The organism is Halomonas sp. HAL1 (genome assembly GCF_030544485.1).
Taxonomy (GTDB): Bacteria; Pseudomonadota; Gammaproteobacteria; order Pseudomonadales; family Halomonadaceae; genus Vreelandella; species Vreelandella arctica.
The window spans coordinates 1,998,180-2,020,614 of sequence record NZ_CP130610.1 but is presented as its reverse complement, the minus strand read 5'-3'; the positions used below and the strand labels follow the sequence as shown (position 1 = coordinate 2,020,614).

At 53.1% G+C, this 22,435-nt stretch carries 23 protein-coding genes; 4 read left to right on the top strand and 19 right to left on the bottom strand.

Annotated elements, in window-relative coordinates; all coding sequences use genetic code 11:
• Positions 1-22 precede the first annotated feature (22 nt).
• The 6 genes from ybgC to Q3Y66_RS09445 all read right to left on the bottom strand — a co-directional run bounded on the left by ybgC (position 23) and on the right by Q3Y66_RS09445 (position 5,031).
• Positions 23-436 carry a tol-pal system-associated acyl-CoA thioesterase gene (gene ybgC, locus Q3Y66_RS09470; protein ID WP_008957982.1) on the bottom strand — a complete coding sequence of 138 codons (414 nt, stop codon included), beginning with the start codon at positions 434-436 and terminating at the stop codon, positions 23-25.
• Positions 433-1,470 (bottom strand): Holliday junction branch migration DNA helicase RuvB, encoded by a 1,038-nt coding sequence (ruvB, locus tag Q3Y66_RS09465; RefSeq protein WP_008957983.1) that lies wholly within the window; start codon positions 1,468-1,470, stop codon positions 433-435. The genes ybgC and ruvB overlap by 4 nt, the downstream gene beginning before the upstream one ends.
• Before the next feature lie 67 nt (positions 1,471-1,537).
• The gene (gene ruvA, locus Q3Y66_RS09460) at positions 1,538-2,146 is read right to left on the bottom strand and encodes a Holliday junction branch migration protein RuvA (RefSeq protein WP_008957984.1); all 609 of its coding nucleotides are present in this window, start codon (positions 2,144-2,146) and stop codon (positions 1,538-1,540) included.
• Between the two features lie 112 nt (positions 2,147-2,258).
• A complete protein-coding gene (ruvC, locus tag Q3Y66_RS09455) occupies positions 2,259-2,807 on the bottom strand; it encodes a crossover junction endodeoxyribonuclease RuvC (RefSeq protein ID WP_008957985.1) in 549 nt (182 codons plus the stop codon).
• Between the two features lie 76 nt (positions 2,808-2,883).
• Positions 2,884-4,665 carry an aspartate--tRNA ligase gene (gene aspS, locus Q3Y66_RS09450; protein WP_008957986.1) on the bottom strand — a complete coding sequence of 594 codons (1,782 nt, stop codon included), beginning with the start codon at positions 4,663-4,665 and terminating at the stop codon, positions 2,884-2,886.
• 66 nt (positions 4,666-4,731) lie between these two features.
• Complete coding sequence (locus tag Q3Y66_RS09445; RefSeq protein ID WP_008957987.1) at positions 4,732-5,031, bottom strand: FmdB family zinc ribbon protein; 300 nt, start codon at positions 5,029-5,031, stop codon at positions 4,732-4,734.
• 236 nt (positions 5,032-5,267) lie between these two features.
• Between Q3Y66_RS09445 and Q3Y66_RS09440 the strand changes: the two genes are divergently transcribed.
• Positions 5,268-6,206, top strand: a complete 939-nt coding sequence (locus tag Q3Y66_RS09440; protein ID WP_008957989.1) for a D-2-hydroxyacid dehydrogenase — start codon at positions 5,268-5,270, stop codon at positions 6,204-6,206.
• A 48-nt stretch (positions 6,207-6,254) separates the two neighbouring features.
• On the opposite strand, the gene Q3Y66_RS09435 is transcribed toward Q3Y66_RS09440, so the two are convergent.
• Together Q3Y66_RS09435 and Q3Y66_RS09430 are read right to left on the bottom strand one after the other, a co-directional pair.
• Positions 6,255-6,530, bottom strand: a complete 276-nt coding sequence (locus tag Q3Y66_RS09435) for an acylphosphatase (protein ID WP_008957990.1) — start codon at positions 6,528-6,530, stop codon at positions 6,255-6,257.
• A gap of 22 nt (positions 6,531-6,552) precedes the next feature.
• Positions 6,553-7,452: a YihY/virulence factor BrkB family protein gene (locus Q3Y66_RS09430; protein WP_008957991.1), complete on the bottom strand. Its 900-nt coding sequence runs from the start codon at positions 7,450-7,452 to the stop codon at positions 6,553-6,555.
• Between the two features lie 144 nt (positions 7,453-7,596).
• Between Q3Y66_RS09430 and Q3Y66_RS09425 the strand changes: the two genes are divergently transcribed.
• Positions 7,597-8,691 carry a bifunctional nicotinamide-nucleotide adenylyltransferase/Nudix hydroxylase gene (locus Q3Y66_RS09425; RefSeq protein ID WP_008957992.1) on the top strand — a complete coding sequence of 365 codons (1,095 nt, stop codon included), beginning with the start codon at positions 7,597-7,599 and terminating at the stop codon, positions 8,689-8,691.
• Between the two features lie 37 nt (positions 8,692-8,728).
• Here Q3Y66_RS09425 and Q3Y66_RS09420 read toward each other — a convergent pair whose 3' ends face one another.
• From Q3Y66_RS09420 to Q3Y66_RS09390, 7 genes are all read right to left on the bottom strand, one after another.
• Positions 8,729-9,646, bottom strand: a complete 918-nt coding sequence (locus Q3Y66_RS09420; RefSeq protein WP_008957993.1) for a LysR substrate-binding domain-containing protein — start codon at positions 9,644-9,646, stop codon at positions 8,729-8,731.
• Positions 9,647-9,702: 56 nt separating this feature from the next.
• A complete protein-coding gene (cls, locus tag Q3Y66_RS09415; RefSeq protein ID WP_008957994.1) occupies positions 9,703-11,121 on the bottom strand; it encodes a cardiolipin synthase in 1,419 nt (472 codons plus the stop codon).
• Positions 11,122-11,230: 109 nt separating this feature from the next.
• Positions 11,231-12,736, bottom strand: coding sequence for a fumarate hydratase (locus tag Q3Y66_RS09410; protein WP_008957995.1), 1,506 nt, complete (start codon positions 12,734-12,736; stop codon positions 11,231-11,233).
• A 196-nt stretch (positions 12,737-12,932) separates the two neighbouring features.
• Complete coding sequence (nei, locus tag Q3Y66_RS09405) at positions 12,933-13,754, bottom strand: endonuclease VIII (RefSeq protein WP_008957996.1); 822 nt, start codon at positions 13,752-13,754, stop codon at positions 12,933-12,935.
• 4 nt (positions 13,755-13,758) lie between these two features.
• Entirely contained in the window at positions 13,759-15,783 is a 2,025-nt protein-coding gene (gene uvrB, locus Q3Y66_RS09400; protein WP_008957997.1) for an excinuclease ABC subunit UvrB, read from the bottom strand.
• 35 nt (positions 15,784-15,818) lie between these two features.
• Complete coding sequence (locus Q3Y66_RS09395; RefSeq protein WP_008957998.1) at positions 15,819-16,226, bottom strand: OsmC family protein; 408 nt, start codon at positions 16,224-16,226, stop codon at positions 15,819-15,821.
• Positions 16,226-16,423 (bottom strand): hypothetical protein, encoded by a 198-nt coding sequence (locus Q3Y66_RS09390; RefSeq protein WP_008957999.1) that lies wholly within the window; start codon positions 16,421-16,423, stop codon positions 16,226-16,228. Before Q3Y66_RS09390 ends, Q3Y66_RS09395 begins: the two co-directional genes overlap by 1 nt.
• A 173-nt stretch (positions 16,424-16,596) precedes the next feature.
• Between Q3Y66_RS09390 and Q3Y66_RS09385 the strand changes: the two genes are divergently transcribed.
• A complete protein-coding gene (locus tag Q3Y66_RS09385) occupies positions 16,597-17,580 on the top strand; it encodes a folate-binding protein YgfZ (RefSeq protein ID WP_008958000.1) in 984 nt (327 codons plus the stop codon).
• Between the two features lie 11 nt (positions 17,581-17,591).
• On the opposite strand, the gene Q3Y66_RS09380 is transcribed toward Q3Y66_RS09385, so the two are convergent.
• From Q3Y66_RS09380 to Q3Y66_RS09365, 4 genes are all read right to left on the bottom strand, one after another.
• Positions 17,592-18,359, bottom strand: coding sequence for a TatD family hydrolase (locus Q3Y66_RS09380; RefSeq protein WP_008958001.1), 768 nt, complete (start codon positions 18,357-18,359; stop codon positions 17,592-17,594).
• Between the two features lie 8 nt (positions 18,360-18,367).
• Positions 18,368-19,957, bottom strand: a complete 1,590-nt coding sequence (locus tag Q3Y66_RS09375; RefSeq protein WP_008958002.1) for a peptide chain release factor 3 — start codon at positions 19,955-19,957, stop codon at positions 18,368-18,370.
• Between the two features lie 225 nt (positions 19,958-20,182).
• On the bottom strand, positions 20,183-20,392 hold the full coding sequence (locus Q3Y66_RS09370) for a putative motility protein (protein ID WP_008958003.1): 210 nt from the start codon (positions 20,390-20,392) through the stop codon (positions 20,183-20,185).
• 138 nt (positions 20,393-20,530) lie between these two features.
• Positions 20,531-21,772 carry an FAD-binding oxidoreductase gene (locus Q3Y66_RS09365; protein ID WP_008958004.1) on the bottom strand — a complete coding sequence of 414 codons (1,242 nt, stop codon included), beginning with the start codon at positions 21,770-21,772 and terminating at the stop codon, positions 20,531-20,533.
• A gap of 323 nt (positions 21,773-22,095) precedes the next feature.
• Between Q3Y66_RS09365 and Q3Y66_RS09360 the strand changes: the two genes are divergently transcribed.
• On the top strand, positions 22,096-22,398 hold the full coding sequence (locus tag Q3Y66_RS09360) for an ammonium transporter (RefSeq protein WP_008958005.1): 303 nt from the start codon (positions 22,096-22,098) through the stop codon (positions 22,396-22,398).
• Positions 22,399-22,435 lie beyond the last annotated feature (37 nt).

The following is a 22,435-nucleotide window of genomic DNA, read 5'->3' as shown; positions in this document are numbered from 1 at the left end:
GACGCAGTGAATGACCTCTTGGTTAAGAGGCCCGGATCAAACTATTAAGCGATTCTGGCCATGCTTTAGGTCGCATACGCTCGACGCTCAAGCAGGCTATCTCGACTGTCGCTGAGCAGAGGAGTTCCTCATTACGCCAAACTTGCTGTTCAAATGTCATTCGACAGCGACCAATGTCGGTGACATGAGTACTAATCTCCAGCATGTCATCGAGGCAAGCCGGTTTCGCATAGTGACAGGCCAAGCGGTATACCACTAGCTGCGTGCCTTCGTCTAGCAGCGTTTGCTGATTTAGGTTCAATTGGCGTAGCCATTCGCTACGCGCCCGTTCCATAAACTTCAAGTAGTTAACGTAGTAGACAATGCCGCCTGCGTCAGTATCTTCCATATAAACACGCAGCGGCAGGCGATAACTATCGTTAGCCAAATCACTCACGGACGGCGCTCCCCTTCCATGTCGGTCGCCTGCTCGTGGGGCACACGTTCAAAGTGCAGCCACGCTTGGCGGGTCACGACACGCCCGCGTGGTGTACGCATCATTAGGCCCTGTTGAATCAGATAGGGCTCAATCACATCTTCAATGGTGTCACGCTCTTCACTGATAGCAGCGGCGAGCGAGTCAATGCCCACTGGCCCGCCGTCAAATTTGTCGATCATGGCCAGCAGTAACCGTCGATCCATATGATCCAGGCCGTGGTGGTCCACATTGAGCATATTGAGGGCAGCATCGGCTATGGCGACATCGACCACACCGTTGCCTTTCATTTCAGCGTAATCACGCACACGGCGTAATAGCCGATTAGCGATTCGTGGCGTACCGCGGGAGCGGCGGGCGATTTCAATCGCGCCGTCGTGGCTAGTTTCAACCCCCAACAGGCGCGCCGAGCGCGAAACAATTTCAGTTAGCTCTTCAAGATTATAAAACTCAAGCCGCTGAACGATGCCAAACCGGTCGCGCAGTGGAGAGGTCAATAAACCTGCCCGCGTCGTCGCCCCCACCAGGGTAAAGCGGGGCAAATCCAGCTTGATAGAGCGCGCAGCCGGACCCTCGCCAATCATGATATCCAGCTGAAAATCTTCCATGGCCGGGTATAGCACTTCTTCGACCACCGGCGAAAGACGATGAATTTCATCGATAAAAAGCACATCGCCAGGCTCAAGATTGGTCAGCATGGCAGCGAGATCCCCCGCCCGCTCCAACACCGGGCCAGAGGTCGACTTCATTCCGACCCCCATCTCGGTGGCAATAATATGCGCAAGTGTCGTTTTACCTAACCCAGGCGGGCCAAATACCAACGTGTGGTCCAGGCTCTCTTCACGCAGCCGTGCGGCGCCAATAAAGATTTCCAACTGCTCGCGGACACGCGGCTGGCCAATATAGTCATCCAGCCGCTTAGGGCGAATTGCGTAATCAATGCGCCCCTCCCCCTGTTCGGGCTCAGCGGCGATCAGCCGATCGTGTTCTAGCATAAGTGCTCTTCTTAATAACGATTACAAAATGACAGCGTCGAATTGACGTTTGCTAATGCGAGCTCGCTTAGCCGCTCATGCGTTGGGTGAGCGCGGCTTTAATCAGTGCTTCGGTGGACTGATTAGGGTCAATGTCGGCGAGCATTTTCGATGCCTCAGTCAGCTTGTACCCCAAGCTGACTAAGGCGGCTTCTGCATCGGCAAGGCTATCACGGGCGGATGCTCGGCCATTAGCGGCCTCTAGAGGCAGTAGTGCGTTACTGCCATCTTCCCACTCGGGGAAGCGGTCACGCATTTCGATAATCAGCCGCTCGGCGGTTTTCTTGCCCACCCCCGGCAGTGTTGTCAACGCCTTGCTGTCATCATCACGCACACAGCGCATAAAGGCGTCTTCATCCATACCTGATAAAATCGCTAACGCCAGCTTGGGCCCCACCCCATTGACTTTGATCAGCGCGCGGAAAAGCGCTCGTTCATGCTCTCTACCAAACCCATATAGCAAATGAGCATCGTCACGAATTGTTAGATGAGTAAATAATGAAACGCTTTCACCGACGGCAGGCAGTGCTACCAGCGTATTCATCGAGGTTTCCAGCTCATAGCCTACACCATGAACGTCGATCACAATCCAGGGAGGTTGCTTTGCCAGTAACTGGCCACTTAGACGTCCAATCATAAAGTCGCTCGCACAGGTGTTGAAATAATAAAACAAGAGGGTGAAAACAGACGTTTACTATAAAGCGACTCTGTACAGGTGACCAGTAGTTCAGCCACACGCAGAGTAACCGTTACAGCCGCCAGCGGCCTGTGGAGCGACGACGGGCCCGCGTTGGCGCGGCGGGTAGGCCGTAGCCACTAAAGGCATGCGTTAACGCAATCGCTAATGCATCTGCGGCATCAGCCTGGGGAGTAGCAGAAAGCTGCAGAATAGCGGTCACCATATGCTGGACTTGCTCTTTGTCCGCGCCGCCCTGGCCTGTCACCGCCTGTTTAATCTGCCGCGCGGCGTACTCGGCAAGGCTCAATCCATGATTGGCCATGCAGACAAGCGCCGCCCCCCGCGCTTGGCCCAGCTTGAGCGCCGAATCAGGGTTTTTGGCCATAAAGACACGCTCAATAGCCACTTGGTTGGGCCGATGCAAACCGACGACTTCGCTAAGACCGGAATAAATCTGTGCCAGTCGTTGTTCTAGCGCCCCTTCCGCCGTGCGAATACAACCACTTGCCACGTAGCAGGGCTTCACACCGACCACGTCGATTACCCCATACCCTGTCACGCGTGACCCTGGGTCAATACCCAGGATACGGACAGGATTAGCAGACTTTTTCTCATCCATGTCGTCGAAACTCGTTGGGGCTTTATACAAAAACACCGACGCCGGAGCGTCGGTGTTAGGCACTTAACCAACCACGTTATTCGGTGGCTGTTTCCGGCTTGGCCTTCTGGCGTAGACGGATGTTTAAATCTTTTAACTGTTCAGGACTGACTTCGCCTGGGGCATTCGTCATTAAGCAAGCAGCGCTTTGGGTTTTCGGGAAGGCGATGACTTCACGAATAGTCTTAGCACCCACCATCAGCATGACGAGGCGGTCCAAACCAAAGGCTAAGCCACCATGGGGCGGCGCGCCGTACTGAAGCGCATCCAGCAAGAAGCCGAATTTTTCTTGAGCTTCTTCTTCACCAATACCGAGGATCTCGAAAACGGTGCTCTGCATGGTTTGGTCGTGGATACGAATAGAGCCGCCGCCCAATTCGGTACCGTTGAGCACCATATCGTAAGCGCGCGAAAGTGCGCTCGCTGGGTCGGCCTTTAGCTCTTCCGGGCTGCAAGAAGGCGCGGTAAAGGGGTGGTGAAGCGGGCTGAGGCGGCCATTGTCGTCAGCTTCAAACATCGGGAAGTCGACTACCCACAGCGGTGCCCATTCCTGAGTGTAGAGCTCAAGGTCAGCGCCCAGTTTGACGCGCAGCGCGCCAATGGCTTCGTTGACGATACGGGTTTTATCTGCACCAAAGAAGATGATATCGCCATCTTCAGCGCCTACCCGATCGAGCAACTCTTCAACAATATTTTCCATGAACTTAACGATCGGCGACTGCAGACCCTCAAGTCCTTTAGCGCGCTCGTTGACCTTGATCCACGCCAAGCCCTTGGCACCGTAGATGCCGACAAACTTGGTGTATTCGTCGATCTCTTTACGCGACAGCTTAGCGCCACCGGGTACTTTCAGCGCCGCTACACGACCATCATCCGCGCTGGCCGGGCCAGAGAAAACTTTGAAATCGACTTGCTGCATCAGATCGTCGACATCAGTCAATTCAAGCGGGATGCGCAGATCCGGCTTATCAGAGCCAAAGCGATCCATTGCTTCCTGCCAAGTCATGCGCGGAAATTCAGGTAGTTCGGCTTTTAACACGTCCTGGAATAGCTGACGAATCATGGATTCAGTAATGCCCATGATGTCGCTCTCTTCCACAAACGACGCTTCAATATCAATCTGAGTGAACTCAGGCTGACGGTCGGCGCGCAGATCTTCATCGCGGAAGCACTTGGCGATTTGGTAATAGCGGTCAAAACCGGCCACCATCAACAGCTGCTTAAAGAGCTGTGGTGACTGGGGCAGTGCAAAGAAACTTCCCGCGTGGGTACGGCTTGGCACCAGGTAATCGCGGGCACCTTCAGGCGTGGCACGCGTGAGTACCGGTGTTTCGATATCCAGGAAGCCCTGGCTTTCGAGATAAGCACGTACGTTGTGAGAAATGCTCGAACGCAGGCGTAGCTTCTCAATCATGTCCGGACGGCGAAGGTCGATATAACGGTGCTTTAAGCGCACCTCTTCGCCTACCTTGCCATGCTCATCCAGTTGGAAAGGCGGTGTAATCGCAGTGTTGAGTACTTCGACCTCTTTCGCCAATATTTCAATCATGCCTGTGGGCATGGTGGCGTTTTGAGTACCTTCAGGGCGCAGCCGAACACGTCCAGTGATACGCAGGACATACTCACTGCGGGCACGGTCGGCAGTGGCGAACGCCTCGGCGGTATCAGGGTCGACCACGAACTGAGCGATGCCATCGCGATCGCGCATGTCGAGGAAAATGACCCCACCGTGGTCGCGGCGGCGATGAACCCATCCGCATACCGTAACCGTTTGATCCACCAAAGTTTCGTTTAGCTGGCCGCAATAATGGCTGCGCATGTCAAATCCTGTTCTGTTACGTGGCAATTAATGTGTCGCGGGCGTCCCCGACCCTGACTGCCGCAGTTATGCTGCGGCGCCTTTGTCACTGGGAGTAACGCTTTTGGGAGTAGCACTGGAATCACTTGATTTAGCGGTCTCTGTGGAGGCAGTTTTACCATCAGCAACCAGATTCTTTTTGCTACCCGTTTTGAAATCGGTTTCGTACCAACCGCCGCCGGCCAAGCGGAAACCCGCGGCCGAGACCAGCCGTTCCAAGCCATCGCTTTGGCATGTAGGGCAATCCTTCAACGGATCGGCACTAATTTTTTGCAATTTTTCCAGGCGATGGCCACAGGCCTTGCACTCATATTCATAGATGGGCATGTTATTGGCTCCTAAAAAGCTCAACCCTGACAGATTCAGTACTGACAGACCTAGTCCGGTAAGACCAAGTGCTGAAAGAAAAGAACAGTGGCGAACACAAACGCTGCCAAGCTGCCAATATGTGGCCAGTCGGGATAAATTCCAAGGCTGCGGTTGATAAGCGCCGCCATTATACCCTTTTGTGACCCCTGCCGAGCAAGGTTATGCAGCCTTCGGCAGTTAATGGAGAGAATAAAATGTCTAATGCAGTAATACTGGACGCGCAAAGCCTCGGCCCAGGGATCAACTTAAGCGCTATTAGAGAGTCAGTCACACACCTTGAGGTGTTTGAGCAAAGTACCACCCAGCAAGCACTTGAACGCCTAGCGGATGCCGACATCGCCATTGTTAACAAGGTGGTACTTGACGCTGAAACGTTACAGCAGTTGCCTAAACTCAGGCTGATATGTGTGCTCGCTACGGGGCTTAATAATATCGATCTTGAAACGGCAAAAGAGCAGAATATCGAGGTTAAAAACGTCGCGGCTTACGGCACCGCCAGTGTTTCTCAGCATACCTTGATGCTGATGCTGACATTAGCCAATCGGCTTCCGCTTTATCAGCGTGATGTCGCGGCAGGCGAATGGCAGCGTAGCGCCTTTTTCTGTTTGCAAGACTACCCAACACTGCAGTTGTCAGATAAACATTTAGTCATGGTGGGGCAAGGTGAGCTAGGCACAGAAGTGGCACGCCTAGCGGAGGCGTTTGGCATGCGCGTGACCTTCGCCGCCAGGCCGGGCAATGAAGCCAATGATAAGCGTCCTGCGCTGGATGACCTGCTCCCAGAAGCAGATGTGATCAGCCTACATTGCCCGCTTAGTGACGCTACTAAGCATTTGATTAATCGACAGCGTCTGACCAGTGCAAAGCCATCACTACTGCTGATCAACTGCGCCCGCGGCGGAGTTATCGACGAAGTCGCTGCACTAGAGGCGCTGCGCAGTGGCAAGCTGGGCGGCTTGGGCGTTGATGTACTGCCTGCAGAACCGCCCAGAGACGGCCATCCACTGCTCGATGCACTTCACGAGCCGCTCAACTTAATCGTAACGCCTCACAACGCCTGGATTACACCGGAAGCGCGCCAGAATATTGTCAGCCTGACGGCGAATAATATCCGCGAATGGAAAAGTGCTTAAATAGAAGTATTAGCGCATTATGTGATAGCACTAGGGTCTAAGCAGGCCCTAGTGAGTTGCAAAATGGCTAGGGGCGTGGCAATTATCCAAGACCTCAAGTTCGACGTGGGTGACTTGCGCCCCCTCCGGTCCTTGCCATAGCCATTCGCTCAGGACTTTGACCGAATCGGAGTGGCCACACATCAGCACTTCGACACGTCCATCAGGCAGGTTTTTAGCGTAACCGGTAAGGCTCTGCTGAAGCGCTTTCTCTTGAGTAGCACGGCGATATGAGACACCTTGCACTTTACCAGTGACCAAGGCACGTACACAGCAGTCAGTCATCCTTTCCTCCTCGTACTATATGTTACATAAACTCATGCTTGATCAGCACGGCGCTGTTACGCGGTACCAGTGGACGGCCACGACGTAGCAGTAAGGAGCGTGTAAATGCCGCGCCGAACAACAGTATCAGCGAACTGTAGTAGACCCACAGCAAGATCATTACCACTGAACCGGCAGCACCATAGGTAGACGCTGTCGCCGTATAAGCCAGGTAGATCGCGATCACGCTTCGGCCCAGGGTAAATAGCACGGCGGTAACAACGGCACCAATCAACACATCTTGCCAGCGCAGCACCACGTCGGGAAGCACCTTAAAAATAGTCGCAAATAGGAGGGTCACCATGGCGACAGAGATGAGCGACTCAAGTGTGGTGGTAAACAGGCTAGCGAATGGGAATAGATTGTCCGCCGCAAACAGCATGCCACGTAACACAACCCCTAGCACTAATGACACTAGCAGTATAAATCCGATAGACAGCACTACGGTTAGCGAGAGCAAGCGGCTTTTGATAAACCTTAACGCACTGTTAGAGGTTGGCTTGGCTGTCACGCCCCAAATTGTATTGAGTGAAAACTGCATTTGTGCAAAAACAGTGGTGGCGCCTACCACAAGCGCGCCGACACCTAATAGCGTGGGCAAAAGGCCAGACTCTTCGATTCTGGATTGAGCAACGGCGTCTTGAATGGCGACGGCGGCATCCGTGCCTAAAGTGCCCTGTAGTTGAGCGACTATTTGTCCCTGAGCGGCCTCTTCTCCCATCACAACACCGATGACCGTGACGGCAATAATAATCGTGGGTGCCAGTGAGAAAAGCGTATAAAACGCGAGCGAAGCCGCATAGCTAAACGCATTGCGTTCCAGCCATAATGAGGTGGCGTCTTGGGTGACTTTCCACCAAAAATTAGCCGCACGTTTTATCATATTCCCTCCCTGTGTCGTTGGTATTAAGGCCAATTTTAAACGTAATCAATAACCTATTTTTTTCTAGCATACCTAACCACAGCGTTTAGCGCAGTTTTCTGATACGTTGACCCCCTAACATCACCAAACCAAAAGGAAGCTTGGATGGCCACCGATATTGCGCGCTCTACAACCGCATGCGATTTCGACTGTTTGGTGTTTATTGGTCGCTTTCAACCGCCTCACCTTGGCCACTTGGCGATTATTCGGGAAGCACTAAAACGCGCACGGCAAGTAATTGTATTGGTGGGCTCTGCGTGGCAAGCACGCTCGCTGCGTAACCCATGGCGATTTGACGAACGTCAAGCCATGCTCCGTTCAGGGTTTGATGAGGCTGACAATCAACGCTTAGAGATTACCCCGCTACTGGACGCACTCTACAATGATGATGTCTGGGTACGCGATGTTCAGCGCAAAGTGCGTGATTTAGCCGCCCCTGCCAATGTCCGCCTACCGCGCATTGGTTTGATTGGAGCCAGCCGCGGGCAGTCTAGCTACTACCTGTCGCTATTCCCTCAATGGGAGTCGGTCAGTGTACCGTCGGTAGAAGGGATTTCAGCGAGTCAAATTCGAGAGCGCCTGTTCCGTTCGCCCAGCTCCACCGATGACTACTTAAGTACGGGGGCTTACCACGACCTACCCCCCGGCGTTGTCGAAAGTGTAAAGAAGTTTTGCCACGTCAGCGCTTATAAGCGGCTACTGGAAGAGCAGCAGTTGTTGGATCAATACCGTCAGGCGTGGGCCCATGCGCCCTACCCGCCTATTTTTGTCACCGTAAATGCGGTCGTGGTGCAGTCGGGCCATGTATTGCTGGTACGGCGTACGGCGGCGCCGGGTAAAGGGCTTTACGCCCTGCCAGGCGGATTTATTAATCCTCATGAGCGTTTACTTGATGCCTGTTTGCGCGAACTGCGCGAACGGTTGCGGTTAAAAGTCCCCGAGCCTGTGCTTAAGGGGTCACTGCGTGGCCAGCGTCTGTTTGATGAACCCCACCGCAGTTGGCGCGGGCGCACTTTGGCAGAAGCTTTCTACTTTGCGTTACGCCCAGACCAACAGTTGCCTCGCTTAAAGCCTGTTAAAGGGGGAGATCATGCGCGCTGGGTGGCACTTGCTGACCTTGAACCTGAGAGCCTGTTTGAAGACCACTTTTTTATTATTCAGAATTTTCTAGGCCTGCCTGCCGATTTTGGAAGCAACTAGAAATTTCAGGAATTAGGGCGGCAATCGCTTGGGACGTTCATGCTTGCAGGAAATCCCTGGGTAATTTCATCATTTGCCGCCATAAACGCTCCACGCCGGGCTTATGCACCATTGAGCAGCGGTATAAGCGAATTTCTAAGGGAATGTCCCAGCTCGGGTCGCCCGCCCTGACCAAGCGGCCGCTTTTTAATTCCTCACGAATACAGAAATCCGGTATCCAGGCAACGCCTACCCCTTGCAATACCATCCCTTTCAGACCTTCGGCCATGGCCGTTTCATACACGGTACGCAGCTTCATACGTAGCGGATCATTCTTCAGCAGCATACGTACACTGCGCCCCAAAAATGCACCCTGCGTATAGGAAAGGTAAGGGATGGAAGTGTCATGCTGAAGGGAAAATTTAGCTTTTCCCTGTGCATCGGGTAGCGAGACGGGCAGCATATTGACCTTACCGATCGAGAAGGAGGGAAACACTTCGGCATCGAGCTGCATGGTGGCAAAGGGATCGTAATAAGCCAGCATTAAATCGCAATTGCCTTCACGTAGCACATGTATCGCCTCACCTACGTTCATTGCCACTAGGCGTGTCGGCAATTCACCTAAGCCCTGTTGTAAACGGGAGATCCAAGGCGGATAAAAGCTTAATGCCAAGGAGTGAGCGGCGACAATATCCAGCGCTTCATTGGCAATCGAAAGCCCACGCAAATGGCTAAGCGATTCGTTTAACTGTTCGACCAAATTACGGGCGGTAACCAAAAACAGCTGGCCTTCCGGTGTTAGCCCAACTGGGGTAGTGGAACGATCGACAAGAGTGACATCAACGGCCTGCTCCAGTGCACGAATGCGCCGACTAAATGCAGGCTGCGTTACGTGGCGCTGTCGTGCTGATGCAGAGAAGCTGCGTGTGCTGGCGAGTGCAACGAAATCTTCTAGCCATTTTGTTTCGAGATTCACCCCGGGACTCCTTGTCTCACCCTTTGTGCACGCATATTGTTTTCCTATTTTGCGGTCTATTGGACGGGCGCCATTAAATAGGCAGCACGTGATACGACTTTCATCCACATTGAGCGCTGGTTGATTTCATCAATGCTGACCCGGCGGCATTGTGAAAAGTCATTTTCCAGCATAACTTCCACGCTGGCAGCAAAGTCTTGGTTAGGAATAAAGGCAGTTATTTCAAAATTTAACCGAAATGAACGGTTATCCAGATTTACGGTACCAACCGTGGCTGCACTGTTATCTACAAGCATTACTTTTTGATGTAAAAAACCAGGAAGATAACGGTATATTTTCACACCTGCTCTTAACATATCAGGTAGAAACGAGAAAGCTGATAGGAAAACCAATAAGTGATCTGGTCGTTCGGGAATCATGACGCGTACATCTACCCCGCGCATGGCCGCAAGTCGCAGTGCATCCTGCACCCCTTGGTCAGGAACAAAGTAAGGACTGGTCACCCATAGGCGCTGTTTTGCGCTATGAATAACCTGTTGTACCAGCAGGCTGGCAGTATCCTGACGATCTGCAGGCCCAGAGGGCACAATAACAACATGATGATCAGTTGAAGAAGACGTCTCAGCCATCCAGTTCAGACTAATCACTTCATCGGTAGCCCAGTGCCAATCTTCCCAAAACGCTTCTTGTAAGCCTAATACACTGGGGCCTTCAAGCTTTAAGTGGGTGTCACGCCAAGGGCCATGCCGAGGATCTTCGCCTAAATATTCGACCCCAATATTGAAGCCTCCTATCCAGCCCTCTTTGCCATCGATGACCGTTACTTTGCGGTGATTCCGGAAGTTAAGCTGAAAACGGTGTTTAAAGCCCCTTGATGAACGAAAAGCACTGACGGCTACCCCATCGCTGATTAAATCATTTAGGTAACCATCGTTTAATTGACGACTCCCCACCTCATCGTAGAGAAAATAGACGCGCACGCCACGCTGAGCAGCGCGTTGTAAATGCTGTTTCAAGCGCTGCCCGAGAGCATCGCTGCGGACAATAAAAAACTGTATCAATACATACTGTTCGGCACGATCAATGCCGTCAAAAAGGCTTTCAAAGGTCGCTGATCCGTCGATTAATAACGTGGCGTGATTACCATAGGTTAAGGGCATCATGGCAAGCTGCTCAACCGCCTGAATATCTGCATTACTAGAGGGCGCCACAAAAGGCTCTACATTAGCTCGGTAACGTACCAGCACGCGGCGTAGAACAGTGTCACGCTGCCCCCGCGCAGACACATAGCCATAAAATCGAGGCCGTCCAAAAAACCAGTAAGCAGGAAGCGCGACATAGGGAAACGTAAGCAACGATATGATCCATGCCACTGCCCCTTGAGAGGTGCGACTGGACATTAACGCCATAATGGCCGAAACGATACCCAATAAGTGTATCAATAAGATGCTGGTCCCTAGCAACCAGGAGGTCATAGCCACGTCCTTATAAAGCCCTCACAAAGAACAAGGCCTCGCCGTCAGCGAGGCCCTTATGCGCTTAAAAACCTAGGCGTTCAAAGCCTAATCAGTCTTATCATTCTTGTTACGCCGACTGAGCGATAATCTCTTTCCACTTCGCAGGCCCGGTTTGATGCACCGATGTGCCCAGGCTATCAACAGCAACCGTCACCGGCATATCTTCGACCTCAAATTCGTAGATCGCTTCCATGCCTAAATCTTCAAAGCCGACGACTCGGGATTTTTTAATCGCTTGAGCAACCAGATAAGCTGCACCCCCTACCGCCATTAAGTACACCGCCTCATTGTCACGAATAGCATCAATGGCGGTTTGTCCACGCTCTGCTTTTCCTACCATACCTAACAGGCCAGTTTCTTCTAGCATGGTGCGGGTAAATTTATCCATTCGCGTGGCGGTCGTTGGGCCAGCGGGCCCCACTACTTCATCACCGATGGGATCAACCGGGCCTACGTAATAAATGAAGCGCCCTTTCATATCGACAGGTAGCGGCTCACCTTTGGCTAACATATCCACCATACGCTTATGGGCAGCGTCGCGGCCGGTTAACAGTTTACCGTTCAACAGCAACGTATCGCCTGGCTGCCAAGTTTTGACCTCAGCGGGCGTAACGGTATCAAGATTGACACGCTTGACGTTATCGCCTGCTTCGCGAGTGATTTCCGGCCAGTCCTCAAGCTTCGGGGCTTTTAGCGCCGCTGGGCCTGTGCCATCCAGGGTGAAGTGGGCGTGACGGGTTGCTGCGCAATTGGGAATAATCGCTACAGGCTTATTGGCGGCATGGGTAGGATAGTCTTTTACTTTAATATCCAGCACGGTGGTTAAGCCGCCTAACCCTTGGGCACCGATGCCGCTTTTGTTGACCTTATCAAACAATTCTAAGCGTATCTCTTCAGCGCGATTACTGGGCCCGCGGGCCTGTAGATCCTGAATATCGATGGGATCCAGTAGCGCCTCTTTGGCAATCATCATCGCTTTTTCAGCGGTGCCGCCGATGCCAATGCCCAGCATACCGGGCGGACACCAGCCTGCGCCCATCTTCGGCAGCTGTTCCATTACCCAATCCACGACGCTGTCGGAAGGATTAAGCATGGCAAATTTAGACTTGGCTTCACTACCACCGCCCTTCGCAGCCACGTGAATATCGACAGTGTCTCCAGGCACAATTTGGTGGTGAATAATGGCCGGTGTATTGTCTTTGGTGTTGGCCCGCTTGCCGTCAGGATCCGCTAGCACCGAGGCACGTAGGACATTATCAGGCAGTAAATAAGCGCGACGAACACCTTCGTTGACCATGTCGTCAAGGCTCATGTCCGCTTCCCAGGTAACGTTCATGCCCACGTGAACAAACACGGTGACGATGCCGGTGTCCTGGCAAATCGGGCGATGCCCTGTGGCGCACATACGCGAATTAATCAGAATTTGCGCAATAGCGTCTTTAGCAGCGGGGTTCTCTTCACGCTCGTAGGCGGCTGCCATGGCGTCAATAAAATCTTTGGGATGATAGTAAGAGATGTACTGCAGAGCATCGGCAACGCTTTGAATAACGTCGTCCTGGCGAATCACGGTCATGGACTAACAGCTCCTAGGTTATCGTCTAGTCAGCGGCATTCTTGCGCATCGGCGCAGGTGCCGTCTTAGCGTGTGGCCAGTATACCGTATTGCCCTGCTGTCGGCAGCACTCCTCGGTAGTGTTCTGGCTACAGAAATTAGCGTTTTAGTTATTGCTAACAACAATCAAGATAACGGTATAAAATCATCGAAGCTATTAACTGCCTTGGCAATGCGGGCAATAGTAGAGCCTTCGCGATCCCACCATTCGGCGCTCGATCACCGAACCACAGCGGTGGCACTCAAGACCTGCGCGATCAAATGCCGCAAAACGCCACTGCTTACGTGACTCACCCGCTGCTTTAGCCTGTTCAATCCAGGCCTCTCGATTGGTCACACCTGCGGTTTGGTACGCTTGCCGAGTTGTTTCGATAATAGAGCGCGCAAGCGATTGTTGTTGATTGGTGGTGAGACCTATCGGCCGAGCGCTAGCTGGCAACTGGGTAAAGAATAAGATTTCAGAGCGCAGATAATTGCCGAGCCCCGCCACTAATCCTTGATCGAGCAACAGCGCACCCAGGCTTCGCCGGTGAAACTGCTTGAGATTTAATCGCTGCAGAACATCCGCGGGGGTTACATCCTGGCTCAATAAATCAGGACCTAAACGGGCCAAAAATGGGTGCTCGGTGAGATTGTCGCGATGCCAAAGCGAGATATCGGAAGCGCTGTAAAGACTTGCGCAGCGCCCTTCTGCCGTCAAACGAACGCGTAACGTGCGCTTTGTGGCGGGAGGTTTATCCTCACTATGCAGCTTCCAAACCCCATAGAGTTGATTATGTGAGTAAAGCACCCGCTCATCAGCAAACCGGATCAGCATTGCTTTGCCACGCGTATCTACCCGTGACACCTGAACACCAGTGAAAGAGTCTGCTTGGCTGGCAAGCTCGGGAAAGGCGAACCAAGCTTCATCAATTACCCGACCGCCTATCTGCTGTTGAACACGATCGGCCGCCCGACGAATTTCTGGCCCTTCTGGCATGCCGCTAGCCCAGCGCCAGCTGTTTTTCTTTCATTTGATGGAGCTGATCGCGCAGCTGCGCCGCCTCTTCAAACTCCAGGTTTTGCGCTGCTTCGAACATGGCATCCTCAAGCTTGCTAATCGCACCCAGCAGATCATGCTTATTCATGGTGGACACATCGTACTCAGCGGCGCTTTCCGCCACTTTGCGTTCACTGCCGCGCCGACGGCTGTTCTTTTTGCCCGGCGCTTGGGCGGCTTCCAGAATATCGGACACCGAACGCGTTATCGTCGTCGGCGTAATGCCATGCTCTAGATTGTGCTCAGTCTGCTTCGCTCGCCGACGCTCGGTTTCATCGATGGCTTTGCGCATCGAGTCAGTAATCCGGTCGCCGTAGAGAATCGCCTTGCCGTGAGCGTTACGAGCAGCACGGCCAATCGTTTGTATCAACGAGCGCTCGGAGCGTAGAAAGCCTTCTTTATCGGCATCCAAAATGGCCACCAACGACACTTCGGGAATATCCAACCCTTCACGCAACAGGTTGATACCCACCAGTACATCAAACTTGCCTAAACGGAGATCGCGAATGATCTCAACACGCTCGACGGTATCGATATCCGAGTGCAGATAGCGAACCCGAATACCGTGCTCGTCAAAGTATTCGGTCAGGTCCTCCGCCATACGTTTGGTTAACGTAGTGACCAGCACCCGTTCACCTACGGCGGTACGCAGACCAATTTCAGAAAGCAAATCATCCACCTGGGTACTGGCCGGGCGCACCTCGATTTCAGGGTCCAACAGACCGGTAGGCCGTACCACTTGCTCAACGATTTGACTGGCGTGTTCGCCCTCATAGCGCCCGGGGGTGGCGGAGACAAAGATAGTCTGCGGGGAAATCGCCTCCCACTCCTCAAACTTCATGGGTCGGTTATCCAGCGCTGAAGGCAGCCGAAAACCGTACTCCACCAATGTCTCTTTGCGCGAACGGTCACCTTTATACATGCCGCCCACTTGGGGCACGCTGACATGCGACTCATCAATAAACAGCAGTGCATCATCGGGCAGGTAATCAAAAAATGTCGGCGGTGGCTCGCCGGGCGCACGCCCTGATAGATAGCGGGAATAGTTTTCAATGCCGTTGCAGTAGCCCAACTCCAGCATCATCTCGATGTCATAAAGCGTACGTTGCTCCAGGCGTTGCGCTTCGACTAGGCGCTCATGCTTGCGCATCCACTCAAGACGCTGTTTGAGCTCTTCTTTAATGGCATCAATGGCGCCTAGAATGGTTTCCCGCGGCGTAACATAGTGCGATTTAGGGTAAATGGTCATACGCGGCACTTCGCCCTTGACGGCACCGGTCAACGGGTCGAACAAGCGAATCGTATCGATTTCGCTATCGAATAGCTCCACACGCACCGCTTCTTCATCAGAGTCAGCGGGGAAGATATCGATCACGTCACCACGTACCCGGTAGGTCCCGCGCCGAAAGTCCATATCATTACGGGTGTATTGCAGCTCGGCCAGGCGACGCAGGAAGGCGCGCTGGTCGATCAGTTCACCACGGGTAAAGTGGAGGCGCATCTTTAGATACTGGTCCGGGTCACCCAGACCGTAAATGGCTGACACCGATACCACAATCAGCGCATCCCGGCGCTCCAGCAGCGCTTTAGTGGCCGAAAGGCGCATCTGCTCAATGTGGTCATTGATAGAGGCATCTTTCTCAATAAACGTATCAGACGAAGGCACATAGGCTTCCGGCTGATAGTAGTCGTAGTAGGAAACGAAATACTCTACCGCGTTATCGGGGAAAAACGCCTTGAACTCACCGTAAAGCTGCGCAGCAAGGGTCTTGTTAGGGGCCATCACAATGGTCGGGCGCTGCTGCTGTTCGACGATGTTGGCCATGGTGAAGGTTTTGCCCGAGCCGGTAACGCCTAGCAGGGTTTGATGGGCAAGCCCCGACTCCAGGCCACTAATCAGCTCTTTAATGGCGGCTGGCTGGTCACCGGCAGGCTGAAATTTTGACTGTAATCGAAAGGCTTTGCTCATCGATGCTCCAAAAAGGAAAACTATTTTAAGGGTAACTAAACAAGACGTGTCTCTATCTCAACCGTGGACTCGGTCATCAAACGCTGGATGGGACAACGATGGCTGATTTCTTCCAGCCTGGCGCGCTGCACAGGGTCATTAATACCGTGCAGTGTTAAGGCGACACTCAGTTTATAAATACCTTTTCTTTCCTGACTATCATCGCGCTGTACCGTGACGGTCACTCCCTCAAGCAGCCATCCCTTTCGCTTGGCGTACATTTGCACGGTAACTGCTTTACACGTGCCCAAGGCGATATCGAAATAGTCGTGCGGATCAGGGGCACTGCCCTCGCCACCAACCACTGGCGGTACATCGGCATACAAATCTTCTAGTCCATCGACTTCAACACGCTGCCTAAAGGCATGGTTGCGCTCACTAATGACGGTAATAGGTATGTGCATTAGGATACCTTGATGCCTAGCTTGAGTTTTTCAATGGCGTTAATCAGCGTTTCGCGCTTTGCACGTCCATCGACATCAGCCCCGTGGCGGCCCACCTCGGCGCTGTCAACACCGTCCAGCATCATCAATGCTGTGGTAATTTTGTTAACCTGCTCGACCGATTTAACACCCTGGAATGTTAATGATTGCTGCGCCATACCGTTTCCCTGCCTATTGGCCTATGCAAGACTCCTACGAGGGAAAGAGTCTAGCACGCTAATAGTGCCTTGCAATTAATGCCGACTGCCCGCACTTAAGGGCAATACGTGCACACTCATTTGTCCGCAAGCGTAGAATGGCTGACAAATCACCACTTTGATCAGGAGTTTTTATGGCGACCGTTACCTCACGCAATACCGCCCTTGGCAGCGTCCGCCTAACTCACTTAGCCGCGCTGGATGTGAAAGGCGCCGATGCAGAAAAGTTCCTTCAAGGCCAGACTAGCGCCCAAGTCAGCCTAGCCGATGGATACTTTGCGCCGCTGACCTGTTTTTGCACACCTAAGGGCCGCATGTTAGCCAATGCTCAGTTGCTGCGCATGGGGGAAAACCATTTTCGGCTGCTACTCAGCAGTACCCTGTTAGAGAGTTTAGCCAACCATCTTAAAAAGTTCGCCGCCTTCTATAAGGCCGAACTGACGGCACTGCCTAACCTTACGTTCATCGGCACCGATGAGGGCGCCCAGTCACTCGCTGACCAACTTGGCCTGCAATTCCCAGAGCAGGTTGGCACCCACACCAACAATGATCAGCTCTGTGCGCTGCGCTACCCAGGTAAGACACCGCGTTGGCTATTGTGTTTCGAGCACGATATCCATGGCGACGAAATATCGATCCAGGACGACGACGAAGGCCGTAACGCATGGCAGCTTGAGGATATTCGCAGTGGCTTGGCGTGGTTGACCGATGCGCAGCAGGATCACTTTTTACCGCAAATGCTTAACTGGGAAGCGTTAGGCGGGATTAGCTTCAAGAAAGGCTGCTATACCGGCCAGGAAGTCGTCGCCCGCGCCCACTTTCGCGGGCAGGTTAAAAAGCGTCTGATGCATATTAGCGTAGAGGCGCAAGCACTATCAGAAGCGCTACCCGAGGTAGGCACCAGCCTGACGAACGGTGATGATAAAGCGGTGGGCGAAGTCGTGGTCAGCGCCTTTAACGAACAAGGCGGCGTCGAGCTGCTTGCAGTGATGAGTACCAAGGTCGTGGAAGAAACAACGCCCATATTTCTCGCAGGAGCGCCAGCCACCTTACTACCATTGCCCTATACGATTGAGCGCGTTGACCCCGAACAGCTGGCGGTTGGCTTTAATAACTAGCCTTCCGCTTTCTAAGCGTGAGGTAAGCCAAACAGCGTCGTGGCGTTATGGCTGCTTATGGTCGCGACCTGTTCCGCCGTTTGCCCGCGCAGGGCAGCCACCACACTACATACTTCCGCTACCCGGCACGGTTCATTACGCTTGCCCTGGTAGCCGCTTAGCGGCATATCAGGGCTGTCGGTTTCAAGCACAAAAGCGTCATCGGGCAGTGCCTTAACGGTTCGCTGCAACCGTTTGGCACGCTCATAAGTTACCGCGCCGCCCAATCCCAGCTTGAAACCTAAATCGAGAAATTTTTTCGCCTGCTCAATAGAGCCTGAGAAAGCGTGAATTAACCCAGCTTGAGGTAGCGCAAGCTGGCGAAGTCGCTTGGCGACCTTATCGTTTGCATGAACGCAGTGCACCACTACCGGCAGTGAGTGGTGCTTAGCGAGCCTCAATTGAGCATCAAAGTAATGCCACTGCGCGTCCAGTGTGTCGCTAAAGCGGCCATCAATGCCACACTCGCCCAACGCAACGGCCTCAGGGTGCTCGCCCAGCGATTGGTCGAGCGCCTCGATGTCGGCCTCTTGATGCTGTTGCATAAAGTACGGATGAAGCCCCAGACAAACCGAGGTGTCATCCCGCTCGCTCAGCGCCAGCACCTGTTGCCAGCGGGCCCGGGTTGTACCCGGCACCACAAAGCGCGCCACACCCACCGCTTTAGCAGCCTCAACCACCTCAGTTCGATCATGATCGAACTCAGAAAAGTCGAGATGGCAGTGCGCGTCGATTAACATACCAATACTTAGTGTTCTCGGGTGGGTTGGAAGCGAATGTCCGGCCAGCGCTCCTGGGTCATCTGCAGGTTAACCCGAGTCGGCGCGATATAAGTGAGATAGCCGCCGCCATCAATCGCCAGGTTAGTGCTGGCTTTACGCTTAAACTCTTCGAGTTTTTTAGCATCCTCACAGTAGACCCAGCGGGCAGTCTGCACATTGACGCCTTCGTACAAGCAGTCGACCTTGTACTCCTCTTTCAGGCGATGAGCGACCACATCGAACTGCAGGGTACCCACGGCACCCAGAATCAGGTCGTTATTGTCCATCGGCATAAAGACCTGGGTAGCGCCCTCTTCGGAAAGCTGCTGCAAGCCTTTTTGCAGCGCCTTCATCTTGAGCGGGTCTTTTAACCGCACACGCTTAAAGAGCTCTGGCGCAAAGTGCGGTATACCGGTAAAGCGCATATCTTCACCGACGGTAAAGGTGTCGCCGATCTGAATCGTACCGTGGTTATGCAGGCCGATAATGTCACCGGGCCACGCTTCTTCGACCTGCGAGCGGTCAGAGGCCATAAAGGTCAACGCGTCGGCAATTTTGACATCCTTACCAATACGCACATGGCGCATCTTCATGTTCTTTTCGTACTTGCCTGAACAGACCCGCAAGAAAGCAATGCGATCGCGGTGATTGGGATCCATATTGGCCTGAATTTTAAACACGAAACCAGTGAAGCGATCATCATCAGAAGTGACTTCCCTGGTGTCGGTTTCGTGGGCCTGGGGCGGCGGCGCGTATTCAACAAAGCCATCTAGCATTTCACGCACCCCGAAGTTACCCATCGCCGTACCGAAATAGACCGGCGATAGCTCTCCACGGCGATAGGCGTCCAGATCAAACTCATGGGATGCGCCGCGCACCAGCTCCACTTCCATGCGCAGCTCTTCGGCCTGGTCTTCACCCAACACGGCATCTACTTCAGGGTTATTTAGGCCTTCGATCCGCTTATCATCGGGGATACGGCTGCCTTGCCCCTGGGTGTAGAGGTGAACCACATCGTTATACAGGTGATAAACGCCCTTAAAGTGGCGCCCCATGCCAATTGGCCAGGTCATTGGCGCACACTGAATATTGAGTACCGTTTCGACCTCATCCATCACCTCAATGGGGTCACGAATATCGCGGTCCATTTTATTGATAAAGGTAAGGATCGGCGTTGTCCGCAGACGACACACTTCCATCAACTTAATCGTACGATCCTCAACGCCCTTGGCGCCATCGATCACCATCAAGGCAGAGTCAACCGCCGTGAGCGTGCGGTAGGTGTCTTCAGAGAAATCTTCGTGGCCAGGTGTATCCAGCAGATTGACAATACGCCCACCATAGGGGAACTGCATCACCGAGGTAGTGACGGAGATGCCCCGCTCCTGCTCCATTTTCATCCAGTCCGACGTTGCGTGGCGATCATTGCGCTTGCTTTTAACCGAGCCCGCTAGCTGGATGGCGTTGCCAAACAGCAGCATCTTTTCGGTGATCGTTGTTTTACCGGCGTCGGGGTGGGAAATAATAGCGAATGTCCTGCGAAGCTCAGCTTCACGGGCTAATTGAGTCTCTTTCATTGTGCCTCTTCAAATATAGGGTCTCATCCGCAGCACTCGATCAGAAGCTCTCGCTAACTGGCCAACGCGCGTTGAGCTATGTCCATTACGGCAATTGTAACGCTTGGAGGCGGCTGTTGTCGCGGGTGGTGTCAAACGTGACGCCCTTGAAAAAGACCAAAAAAAACGCTGAACAAGTCAGCGTTTTTATAACCTAGCAGCCTTCAATGGGGCCATAAAAAAACATCAAGCGTAGGTATTCACCTGGGTGCCTACACTTCCCTCTTTAGCCAAGTCAGGCTGCGCGCCAGTGTTCGCAGAGGCCATTATTTCAGTCACCTGATTAGCTTGCGTATCCAAGGCTTCTTTAAACACCTGCATTTGAGCCTGCTCAGCGGTTTGCGCTTGGTTCATGTACAACGATGCGCTTACTGCACTACTGATACCTACATCCATATTTCCACCTCATGGTGTGCAAACGTACCTACAAACTAGCAAAGCATTGAGTGACGCGCAAAAAACATCACTATTGCGAATGCTATCACTAATTACTATCGGCTTAGTCTGCCTAAGCGTTAATAGTGGTAGGTCTATTTAAAACCTGTCAGCGCGAAATGGCGCCATATCGATAGCCGTTGGCTGCCCTTCCATCATATCCGCCAACAAGTGGCCGGTAGCGGGCCCTAACGTAAAGCCTTGATGACCGTGACCAAAAGCAAGCCATAGCCCTGGATGACGTGGCGCTGGACCAATCACCGGCTTCATATCGGGCAGGCACGGCCGCGCACCTTTCCAAGGGGCTTCATCGCGGCGTTCCCCTAACGGAAACACGCTGCGCGCCACTTTCTCTGCCGCGCCCAGCTGGTTAACGTCGGCGGGGGCATCAAGGCGGTCTAACTCTGCCCCGGTGGTCAAGCGGATACCCGCATTCATCGGCGCCAGCAGGTAGCCAATTTCAGCATCCATGACCCAGTAATTTAGCTTGGCCTCTGCTTGTGGGGCGTAGTGCATGTGATAGCCACGCTTCACAAAGGTGGGGAAATGGTAGCCAAGCTCCTTCAGCCAGCTACCCGCCCAAGGCCCTAGCGCCACCACGACGTCGTCTGCTTCTAACGTTTCAGCGGCAGTACTTACCTGCCACCGGCCACCCACCTGCTGAACCGAGGTGATATCCGCCTGCAGAATGCGCCCGCCATCATTGCTGAATGCTTGAGCATAAGCCGCGACCAGCGCACCGGGGTCGGCCACGGTCCAAGGGTCGAGCCAGTGAATCGCGCCAATAATATGTTCGCTAAGGGAAGGCTCTTTCTCCATCAGCGCAGCCCGATCCAGTTGCTCAAATTGAACACCATAAAGACGGCGCGCCTCTTCGGCATCTTTTAACCGTGCGGCCAACTTTTCAGGGGTACGGTAAAGCTCAAGCCATCCCTGTCTGCGCACTAAGTGTTCCGCTCCGGCAGCCTCAATCATCGGGCCGTGAGTCTTCAGTGACTGCTGAATCAAAGATGCATATTCCGGCACGATTTTCTGGTAAGCCTTCGGCGCTGAATTCATCCAGTAGCGCAACAGTGGAGAAGCAGCATTCACCATGCCCGCAGGACGATAGCGAATATCAACCCGGCGGTTAGGCAACACGCTCAGGAGCGTTTTGACATCCCGTGGAAAGGGGTAAGGCCTAACAGCTTCTCGCTGAATAATGCCTGCATTGCCAAACGAGGTTTCTCGACCAGGCTGAAGACGGTCTACCACGGTAACCTCATGACCGCGCTGACGCAGATGCCAGGCAATGCTGACACCTACCATCCCTGCTCCTAAAACCACCGTTTGACGCGCCATGTTGATGCACTCCCCGCTGTCGATTCAGCACCATGATTGGTAAGTAATAACTATTTGAAAAATATCACCAAACCAACTGCATTAATATAGTAGAAAACGCTGTTTTAGAGCCAAAAATAAGTAATTAATGCTCCATAGCGAGCTAAAAAGGATGACAACACTATTAGCGGCATAACAATTGCTTAGTTTCTATTAGGCAACCTGAACGGTAGGCAATTGACGACGTCGTAACGGCCACTCCTCCTCTGCGAAAAACACATAAAGCACCAAAAGAAGCGCTCGCACCAAAAGATGCCCTCGTACTAGTGACAAAGGAAAACACCATGCCTGCCACGCTAAATCTGGATAGCTCGCTGATCGATACGCTCTGGGTACTCTGGGCAGCCGCTCTGGTATTTGTGATGCAAGCTGGTTTTCTATGCTTAGAGGCTGGCACAACGCGTACCAAGAACGCGATTAATGTCGCTATGAAAAACGTAGCGGACTTTGCGATTGCCGTCAGTGTTTTTTGGCTCATCGGATTCGGCATCATGTTTGGTGATTCGTCTGGCGGCGTTGTAGGCACGAGGTTATTCGGCAGACTGTTAGACGCTTCGGCTAGCAAGAACATGTTAATAAGAACGTAGGGATATAAAACCAGAAACGAGAAAATCCCTAAAAAGG